The sequence below is a fragment of the Streptomyces sp. NRRL F-5123 genome, assembly GCF_000721495.1.
GTDB lineage: Bacteria > Actinomycetota > Actinomycetes > Streptomycetales > Streptomycetaceae > Actinacidiphila.
In genome coordinates, this window is sequence record NZ_JOHY01000210.1 from 1 (window position 1) to 292 (window position 292).

Consider the following 292-nt stretch of genomic DNA (forward strand, 5'->3'; position numbering starts at 1 on the left):
GCGGTGCGGGACGACGACACCCTTGGGGTTGCCGGTCGACCCCGAGGTGTAGAGGACGTACGCGGTGTCCGCCGGCTCCGGCCGCGGCAGCTCCACCACGGCGGTGTCCAGGTCCTCCAGCACCCCGTCCAGGTCGGTGTCGGTCAGGGCGAGCGCGGCCCCGCAGTCCTCCACGACGTACGCGATGCGCGCGGCCGGGTAGTCGGGGTCGACGGGCACGTACGCGGCCCCCGACATCGCCACGCCCAGCAGCGCCACCAGCATGTGCGCCCGACGCGAGCTGAGCACCGCC

Annotated in this window: 1 protein-coding gene; it reads right to left on the minus strand. The window is 74.7% G+C overall.

Translation table 11 applies throughout. The annotated features are described in order from the left end of the window. Positions 1-292 (minus strand): AMP-binding protein (locus IH54_RS41160; RefSeq protein ID WP_043183759.1); only part of this gene is annotated, 292 nt, incomplete at both ends.